The 9,006-nt window shown below is 40.5% G+C and carries 7 protein-coding genes; 1 reads left to right on the forward strand and 6 read right to left on the reverse strand.

Features of this window, described 5'->3' with window-relative positions:
* Nucleotides 1-48: 48 nt before the first annotated feature.
* The 5 genes from pheS to thrS all read right to left on the reverse strand — a co-directional run bounded on the left by pheS (nucleotide 49) and on the right by thrS (nucleotide 4,351).
* The gene (pheS, locus tag ACESM0_RS03220; RefSeq protein ID WP_372903585.1) at nucleotides 49-1,059 is read right to left on the reverse strand and encodes a phenylalanine--tRNA ligase subunit alpha; all 1,011 of its coding nucleotides are present in this window, start codon (nucleotides 1,057-1,059) and stop codon (nucleotides 49-51) included.
* Between the two features lie 115 nt (nucleotides 1,060-1,174).
* A complete protein-coding gene (rplT, locus tag ACESM0_RS03225) occupies nucleotides 1,175-1,522 on the reverse strand; it encodes a 50S ribosomal protein L20 (RefSeq protein WP_322571954.1) in 348 nt (115 codons plus the stop codon).
* 42 nt (nucleotides 1,523-1,564) lie between these two features.
* Nucleotides 1,565-1,768 carry a 50S ribosomal protein L35 gene (gene rpmI / locus ACESM0_RS03230; protein WP_322571953.1) on the reverse strand — a complete coding sequence of 68 codons (204 nt, stop codon included), beginning with the start codon at nucleotides 1,766-1,768 and terminating at the stop codon, nucleotides 1,565-1,567.
* 72 nt (nucleotides 1,769-1,840) lie between these two features.
* Entirely contained in the window at nucleotides 1,841-2,383 is a 543-nt protein-coding gene (gene infC, locus ACESM0_RS03235) for a translation initiation factor IF-3 (protein ID WP_372903594.1), read from the reverse strand.
* A gap of 18 nt (nucleotides 2,384-2,401) precedes the next feature.
* Nucleotides 2,402-4,351 (reverse strand): threonine--tRNA ligase, encoded by a 1,950-nt coding sequence (gene thrS, locus ACESM0_RS03240; RefSeq protein WP_372903586.1) that lies wholly within the window; start codon nucleotides 4,349-4,351, stop codon nucleotides 2,402-2,404.
* A gap of 148 nt (nucleotides 4,352-4,499) precedes the next feature.
* Here thrS and ACESM0_RS03245 point away from each other — a divergent pair, with 148 nt between their 5' ends.
* The gene (locus ACESM0_RS03245) at nucleotides 4,500-7,004 is read left to right on the forward strand and encodes a PAS domain S-box protein (RefSeq protein WP_372903588.1); all 2,505 of its coding nucleotides are present in this window, start codon (nucleotides 4,500-4,502) and stop codon (nucleotides 7,002-7,004) included.
* 55 nt (nucleotides 7,005-7,059) lie between these two features.
* Here ACESM0_RS03245 and ACESM0_RS03250 read toward each other — a convergent pair.
* Nucleotides 7,060-9,006 (reverse strand): M3 family metallopeptidase (locus tag ACESM0_RS03250; RefSeq protein ID WP_372903590.1); only part of this gene is annotated, 1,947 nt, incomplete at its 5' end.

The following is a 9,006-nucleotide window of genomic DNA, read 5'->3' on the forward strand; positions in this document are numbered from 1 at the left end:
CTATAGATTTTTGGTAATCAGAAATTGTTTGAATGGTGGATGTAATAATTAAGACTTAAACTGCTCAAGAAATCGGATGTCGTTCTCATATAGCAGCCTGATGTCATCTATACCGTAGCGAAGCATTGCAATCCGATCTACACCCATGCCAAAGGCAAAACCGGTGTAAACTTCAGGATCCACGTTAACCGATTCAAAAACGTTAGGGTCAACCATTCCGGCCCCTAAAATTTCAAGCCACTGTCCGCTTTTTTCATTATCCCACCAGATATCCATTTCAATACTTGGCTCTGTGAAAGGAAAGAAGGAGGGACGAACCCGATATTTTACATCACTGCCGTACATCAGTTTTGCAAACATGACGAGCGTTTCGATCAGCTCTCCCATATTCACACCTTTGTCTACGTATAGACCTTCCACCTGATTGAACTGAAAATAGGATTTTGCAGTAACAGCTTCATTCCTGTAGACGCGTCCGGGCATAATGGATCTCAATGGCGGTTTTTGATCCTTCATCAACCGAACTTGAACAGGGGAGGTATGAGTTCTTAAGACCAGATCCTGTTCACTCTCATTATCCGTTTTTCTAACAAAAAAAGTATCCTGCATATCACGCGCCGGATGATCAGGTGGGAAGTTCAAGGCTGTGAAATTATGAAAATCATCTTCTAACTCAGGGCCGTCAGCGATATTGAAACCAAGCCTCAAAAAAATCTGCTTCATCTCATTAAGTGCCTGAGTAAGAGGGTGGTAAGATCCACTGTAGGTAGGCTCTACAGGCAGTGTAATATCATCGGCGGCACCGAATTCTTTACGGGAAGATTTTTTAAGGTTAAGCTGAGCATCATCAAACTTTTGTTGAGCGAGAACTTTAACACTGTTCATCGCTTTGCCAACTTCAGCTTTTTTCTCCTTGGGCACCTTACCCATCATACCAAACATGTTTTGGATCTTTCCATTCCTGGAAAGAAACTCCAAACGAAAAGCTTCCAGCTCTTCTTCATTGGTTATTTTAAAATTTTGAATCTCTTTTTTGATCTTTTCAATGGTGTCGATCATGCCGATATACGCTTAAAGTCTCTGTAAAGAGGTTTATAGATTGTAGCTTCAAAATTAGATAAAAAAAAACCGGCAAACCTTATAAGATCTGCCGGCTATAAACATGAAATAACAATTAGTTGACTGCTTCTTTGACAATAGCAGCGAATGTTTCCGGATCGCGTACGGCGATATCGGCTAACATTTTTCGATTAATCTCAATGTTATTTTGCTTCATGCCGTGAATAAACTTGGCATATGTGGTTCCGTTTAATCGAGCAGCTGCATTTATACGCGTAATCCAAAGCCGACGAAACATTCTTTTACGAACCTTTCTGTCGCGGTATTGGTACTGAAGACCTTTTTCTACCGCATTTTTGGCAACGGTGTAAACGTTTTTGCGTCTGCCCCAATAGCCTTTCGCCTTACTTAATATTTTACGGCGACGGCGACGGGAAGCCACCAGATTTCTAGATCGTGGCATTTTTACTTAACGTTTAAATGTTATTGATTTAATTAAATTACTTTACTTGCCACCGTAGGGAAGCATATCCTTGATTGAGGACTCATCAGCTTTATCAACCAATGCATCCTTACCTAGGTTATTTTTCCGCTTCGATGTTTTCTTGGTCAAAATATGACGCTTATAAGCTTTTTTGCGCTTAATTTTACCGGAACCGGTAATCTTAAAACGCTTCTTGGCGCCACTATTCGATTTCATTTTAGGCATAATTAGCGTAATTGTCTGAAATTAGAAAGAACAGAAAGATAAAAATGTTTGAGTTCTGATAAAAGCCAAACTTTAATCTTTTGAAGGTGAAAGTATCATAATCATTCTTCGGCCTTCCAGGGTAGGCTTCGATTCAACTTTGCTAATGTCACTAAGTTCTTCAGCGAGATTATTCAATAGCTCTTCACCCTGTTCTGTATAGAGCATATCTCGGCCTCTGAACTGAACTGTAGCTTTAACCTTATCGCCATCTTCTAAGAACTCTCTTGCATGGCGTGTTTTAAACTCCAGATCGTGATCATCAGTGGTAGGGCGAAAGCGTAGCTCTTTTACCTGAATGGTATGCTGTTTTTTCTTTGCTTCTTTCTCCTTTTTCTTCTTTTCGTACATGAACTTTCCAAAATCGATCACCTTGCAAACGGGGGGGGTTGCATTGGGTGCAACTTCTACTAAGTCCATATTAAATGACTCGGCAATCTGCAGAGCTTTCTCTACGGTAACGATTTCGTGTTCTTCATCAGGCCTGATTAACCTTACTTCTGAAGCTCGAATTTCGTTGTTAACCCTCGGTCGGTCATCATTCCGTGGTCTTCTCGTTGGTCGTGGTCTTGCGATAAGTAAACCTCTGTATTTTTAGTTATGATTAGAAGTTAGTGATTTAGAGTTTATCTCATCCATCACATAGTCAAAAAATTCATCAAGTGAAAACGTTCCAATATCACCTTTTTTGTGTCTTCTTACGGATACTGTATCGTTTTCCTGTTCTTTAGCTCCAACTATTAACATATAGGGAATTTTTGCATTTTCTGCATCCCTAATTTTTCCGCCAATCATTTCAGATCTTGTATCGGTCTCTACCCGAACACCTTCTTTTTCAAATTTGGCGGCACACTTCTCTGCATATTCGTTGAAATCTTCTGAAATGGGTAAAACCTTCATTTGAAGAGGTGAGAGCCATAGCGGAAAATCTCCGGCGAAATGTTCAATCAGGATACTTACAAATCTTTCCATTGACCCAAATGGCGCCCTATGGATAATGACCGGTCTGTGTTTCTTATTATCTGACCCAACATAGGTCAGGTCAAACCGCTCCGGCATCACATAGTCTACCTGAACCGTTCCAAGCTGCCATTTACGTCCGATAGCGTCCCGAATAATAAAATCAATTTTTGGACCGTAAAAACTAGCTTCACCAATCGCGATCTTATAATCGAGATCCATTTCATCGGCAACTTCTCTGATCTCTTTTTGAGCACGTTCCCAATATTCGTTGTTTCCACCATATTTTTTATCGTTATCATCTCTGAACGATAGACGAATATCAACCGGCATGCCAAATGTACTAAACACAAATTGTGTCAACTCAATGGTGTTTTTTATCTCTTTCTTTAGCTGGTCGTGAGTACAGTAAATATGTGCGTCGTCCTGTGTAAAGCCACGTACTCGGGATAGACCATTCAACTCACCACTTTGCTCGTATCTGTAAACTGACCCGAATTCGGCCAGCCTGAGTGGCAAATCCCGGTAACTGCGAAGTTCGTTTGAATAAATTCTATGATGATGCGGGCAGTTCATCGGTTTTAGCATATACTTTTCATCATCAACTTCCATCGGATCAAACTGTGAATCCTTGTAATAAGGATAGTGCCCGGAAGTTTCATAGAGTTCAATATTTGCAATATGGGGCGTAATGACCTCTTTATATCCGCGTTTCTTCTGTTCATCACGCAGAAAGGCTTCCAGGGTTCTTCTTAGCACGGTTCCATTTGGAAGCCACATAGGAAGGCCTGAGCCAACCATACGGTCCATCATATAGATGCCAAGCTCTTTACCAAGCTTCTTGTGATCTCGTTTTTTTGCCTCTTCAAGCTGATCGAGGTGTTCCTTTAGCATCTTTTGCTTTGGAAAAGTGATCCCATAAATTCGTGTGAGCTGCTTACTGTCTACATCCCCGCGCCAATAAGCACCGGAAATACTGGTCAGTTTAGCTGCCTTAATCAGCGAAGTATTGGGAACATGGGGACCTCTACAAAGATCTGTAAAATCTCCCTGTTCATAAAAAGTGATTGTTCCGTCATCGAGATCTTCAATAAGATCTATTTTATACTCATTCCCTTTCTCTTTGTAGAAGGAGAGAGCTTCTTCTTTAGATACTTCACGTCGTTTGAACTCTGACTTGTTCCGGGCAAGCTCAACCATCTTCTCCTCAATCTCCGGAAGATCATCTAACCCAACAGTCTTATCTCCGAAGTCTATGTCGTAATAAAATCCATTTTCAATTGGCGGTCCTATGCCAAACTTGGCTTCCGGGTAAAGATCCTGTACTGCCTCTGCGAGCAAGTGAGCTGATGAGTGCCAGAAAGTATATTGTCCGTCTTCAGAATCCCAGGTATTAATTTCAATGGTTCCATTTTCTGTGATCGGTGCGTCGAGATCCTTAATAGTACTGTTAACGGTTACACTTAATGCGTTGCGAGCTAATCCCTTGGAAATGCTTTCTGCAACTTCATATCCTGATATCCCTTTTTCGTACTCTTTTTTCGCACCGTCAGGAAAGGTGAGCGTAATAAAATTATCTGGCATTAAATTTTGTCTGTGAGGTAAAACTTTAATTCATTAACATGTGAACGCCTTAAAATACAAAATCCTGACAATCCTTTAAACTGTTATCTCTGAATGAAGTTGGTTTTCAAATTCCATTCAGAAAGTTAGTGCAAATAATATCTTCGTGATGGATAAACCTGCTCAAAATTTTGCAACAGATGGCAGCTTTTTTGACAAAGAGTGCATGCTACTCTATGATTATTTTACTCTTGATATACTTGAGGTAAACCGTGCCTGTGTAGAAAAGTATCAGTATACAGAAGAAGAATTTAGACGGAAGAAAATTACTGATCTTGGTGACAAGTACCGAAAAAGTGTGGCTGACCAATTATCCAATGATGAGCAGTTTAAGCTCCCCGCTATCTGGAAGCACTACAGAAAAGATGGCTCTTCATTCTATGTTCAGTTCACATTTCATCAAATGAAGAAGGGTGGAAAAAATATTCAGCTCTGTGTTTTGCACGATATTTCGGCAGAAATTCCTGAATTAAATAAGAATCTTCATCATCTCCCCAGAATAGATACTTATAAAGAACAGCTTCCGCTTGCTACCGTTGAGTGGGATAGGATGGCGAAAATAAGAGATTGGTCGCCCAAGGCCGAAGAAATTTTCGGGTGGAACTTTGAAAACATTTTAGGAAAATCTCTTTTTAAAGCCGGCATAGTAGATGAAAATCAAAAGTCACTCATTGAAAATAAAATTCAGGAGATGACTGCTCACCAAACTACCTATTTTACATTCAGTTCCTTTGTTAAAGATGGTGAAGGAAAGGAAATCCACACTAACTGGCACAACTCGGCCAATTACGACCAGAGTGGAAAACTGATCAGTATTCTGTCACTGATTGAAGACGATACCGAGAATAAAATTGCAGAAGAGAGGCTTAAAGATTCGGAACAGCGATTCAGAGTACTCAGTGAGGCATCAACCGTTGGTGTTTATTTAGTTCAAAAAGGAAAACTTCTCTACGTAAATCCGATGTTCTCAAAAATTACCGGTTACAGCAAAGGAGAGCTTTTGAATAATTTTGATCCACTTGAATTAGTTCATGAGGATGATGTGACAAAGCTGCTAACTATACGCGAAAGATTTTATAACTCAGAAATTGATTCATTTGAAGTAGATGTCAGAGCCAGGTCAAAAAATGATTCCGAAATATTTGTCAGGATCTATGGTTCTAAAATTGAGCTAAAGGGACAGTTTGCCATTATGGGTGTGGTTATAGATCAAACCAGACAGATGGAGGTTCAAAGTAAGCTCAATCAATCGATACAAAGCTATAGAGATCTGTTTAATTCTATAGGTGATGCTATTTACATCCATGATGAGAACGGAAAATTTGCGGAAGTAAATAAAACGGCAGAAGAGATATTTGGATATACCCGGGAAGAACTGATTGGAAATGATCCAATGATGTTTGCAGCTCCCGGTAAAGTAGATGAAAAGAAAACCTACGAATACATTAAAAACTCTTTAAATGGACAGAGACAGCGATTCGAGTGGTGGGCCGTTAGAAAAAACGGAGAAGTATTTCCAATTGAGGTTACGTTAACTCCGGGTAAATACTTCGGTAAAAACGCAGTTATTGCTATTGCACGAGATATAAGTACGCAGTACGACCAACAGAAAGAGTTACGACATAATGAGGAGCTATTTAGACAACTTTTCCAGAATGCTCCTGTTGGAATTGCTATGCTGGACAATCAGAATGAGGTTCAAATGGTGAATAGGAGCTTTGAAGATATATTTGAATACAATATTGATGAAATCAGAGGGGTAAATATTGATGAAATGATTGCACCTGCACAGGATCTGGATGTTGCAAGAAAGCTATCAAACAGTACAGAGACATTTGAAGTGACAGGAGTTCGCAGAAAAAAAGATGGCAGCTCCGTAGATGTACTTATTTATGGAGTACCGGTTAAGGTTGATGGCAAAACTATTGCAATCTTTGGAATTTATGTTGACATCACCGATCAAAAAGAAGCTGAATCGAACCTGAAGAACTCTTTAAAAGAAAAAGAAGTACTGCTTGCGGAAATTCACCACAGGGTAAAAAATAATTTAGCGGTAATTACCGGACTTCTGGAGCTTCAATCACATAGTACTGAAAACAGTGATGTTCGGGAGGCTCTGAAAGATAGCCAGATGCGTATTAACACAATGGCATTGATACATGAGAAGCTCTACCAGAATGAGACGTTATCAAGTATCGATTTTTCGCGCTACATACGCGAATTGGTTGATGTGATTGATAAATCACACCGTAATAGCTCTCGACCAATTAATCTAGATTTAGAACTCGATGAGATTGAATTTACCATTACACAAGCGATTCCTTGTGGATTGATGCTGAATGAAATTCTTACAAACTGCTATAAACACGCTTTTGGCAAGGATTTCAAACAAGAAGCTTCGATTCAAATCTCTTTGAAATTGGGTGAGCATGATCAGGTTACCCTTCAGGTAAAAGATAATGGAGCAGGGTTACCTGATGACTTTGATAAACTTGGTAAATACTCATTGGGCTTAACATTGATTAAGACTTTGAGTCGCCAAATTGATGCAGATATTTCGGTGAATGGAGAAAGCGGGACCTCATATCAGTTTTTATTTGATCTCGAAAAATAGAAAACCTCACCAGAATTTGGTGAGGCTTGGATTTTATGAAATAAAGGGAATTAGCTTAGTCAAGACCACGTCTTTCAAGAAGGTGCTGAACGTCTGGTTCAGCGCCGCGATAGTCCCTATAAAGATCCATTGCCTCATCACTGCCACCTTGCGACAAGATATAATTCCTGAATCGGTCACCGTTCTCACGAGTTAATCCTCCCTGATTACTCATAAATGAAAATGCATCTGCTGCTAAGATTTCACTCCAGATATATGCATAGTAATTTGCTGAGTAACCGCCGGAGAAGATGTGTGAGAAATATGTTGATTTGTACCTGGGGGGTATTGCTGGGTTCGCCAAATTATACTTCGCGAGTGATGCTTGCTCAAAGGCCTGTACGTCTGACGGGATTTCAGAAGGTTCGAGTAGGTGCCATTCCATGTCTAAAAGTGTCGCTGCAAGATACTCATAGGTATCAAAACCTTGGTTAAATTCCCTGGCTTCAATCACTTTATCGAGGAGATCCTGTGGAATACGCTCTCCGGTTTCGTGATGAACGGCATAGTTTTCAAGCACTTCAGACAGTATGGCCCAGTCTTCCTGAAACGTGGAAGGAAATTCTACAAAATCGCGTGGTACGGATGTACCTGCCAGAGAAGGATAGGTCACATCTGAAAACAGTCCGTGCACAGTATGTCCCATTTCGTGAAAGAGAGTCGTTACATTGCTAAAACTAACAAGGGCCGGTTCTCCTTCAGCAGGTGGAGTAATATTGAGAACATTAACAACCACCGGTTTTTGCTCTTTGAGGTCAGACTGAACAACAAAAGAGTTCATCCAAGCACCGCCGCGCTTTGAATCACGACTGAAAAAGTCGCCGTAAAAAAGTCCGATTTGAGAACCGTCTTCGTCCATCACATTCCAGACCCGAACATCTTCATGATAAACGGGTAGGTCAAATCTCTCTTCAAAAGTGATTCCGAAGAGTCTTTCCATTGTGTAGAATACACCGTCGTCAAGAACTTTATCCAGCTCAAAATACTTTCTTACTTCTCTTTCGTTGATATCATATCGATCCTGCCTAACTTTTTCAGCGTAGTACTCCCAGTCCCAGGGTTTTAGATCGTCTTCAATTCCGTCCTGAATCATGTATTCTCGAATCAACTCAGCTTCGACATCACTGTTTCTAATAACAGGAGGGATGAGATCTTTTAGAAGATCAAGTACGCGATCAGGAGATTCACCGGTTTGTGGTTCCAATGCATAGTTCGCATAAGTGTCGTAGCCCAGCAAATTTGCACGTTCAGCCCTTAACTCTGCAAGCTCAAGTACAATCGGACGCGTATCAATTCCACCATTTTCACCAAGCCCTCTGTAAGCAGATGCCTCCCATAATCGTTTTCTCATTTCCCGATTATTTAAGGATGAGAGAAGCGGGTGCCGGGTTGTATTGGATATATTGATTAAATAGCTTTCTTCATGACCTCGCTCTTCGGCAAGTTCTTTTGCAGAGGCAATTCGATCGCTGCTTAATCCGTCAAGCATAGTTTCATCTTCAACAACTGCTGCCCGTTCGCGGGTCATTTCCAGAAGTTTCTCTTGAAATTCAGTTGTCAGTGAGGATATACGCTCATTGATCTCTCTCATCCGTGATTGTTGCTCTTCGGTTAAGTGTGCGCCTGCACGAACAAAATCACGATAAATATCCGAAACGAGTTTTTCCGACTCTTCATTGAGGTCTAACTGCTCTAAATTTTGATATAGAGTTTCTACTCTGGTAAATAACTCCCTGTTCAGATAGATATTATCTGAGTGGGCTGCCAGTTTTGGAGCAATTTCAGATTGAATATTTTGAATATCATCATTTGTATGAGCAGATGTAAGATTATAAAATACTCTTTGCACCCGGGTGAGTAGATTACCGGTCAGCTCCATCGCCACAATCGTATTTTCGAATGTAGGTTCGGAATCCTGAGTGGAAATGCTGTCAATCTCACTTAATTCTTCTTCCATTCCGCG

This window comes from Rhodohalobacter sp. (assembly GCF_041686455.1).
In the GTDB taxonomy this organism is placed as follows: domain Bacteria; phylum Bacteroidota; class Rhodothermia; order Balneolales; family Balneolaceae; genus Rhodohalobacter.

What these genes read in the sequence shown, in the direction of transcription:
- rpmI (WP_322571953.1), bottom strand. Translation starts at nt 1,768, where the DNA reads ATGCCTAAAATGAAATCGAATAGTGGCGCCAAGAAGCGTTTTAAGATT.
- pheS (WP_372903585.1), bottom strand. Translation starts at nt 1,059, where the DNA reads ATGATCGACACCATTGAAAAGATCAAAAAAGAGATTCAAAATTTTAAA.
- ACESM0_RS03245 (WP_372903588.1), top strand. Translation starts at nt 4,500, where the DNA reads ATGGATAAACCTGCTCAAAATTTTGCAACAGATGGCAGCTTTTTTGAC.
- thrS (WP_372903586.1), bottom strand. Translation starts at nt 4,351, where the DNA reads ATGCCAGATAATTTTATTACGCTCACCTTTCCTGACGGTGCGAAAAAA.
- rplT (WP_322571954.1), bottom strand. Translation starts at nt 1,522, where the DNA reads ATGCCACGATCTAGAAATCTGGTGGCTTCCCGTCGCCGTCGCCGTAAA.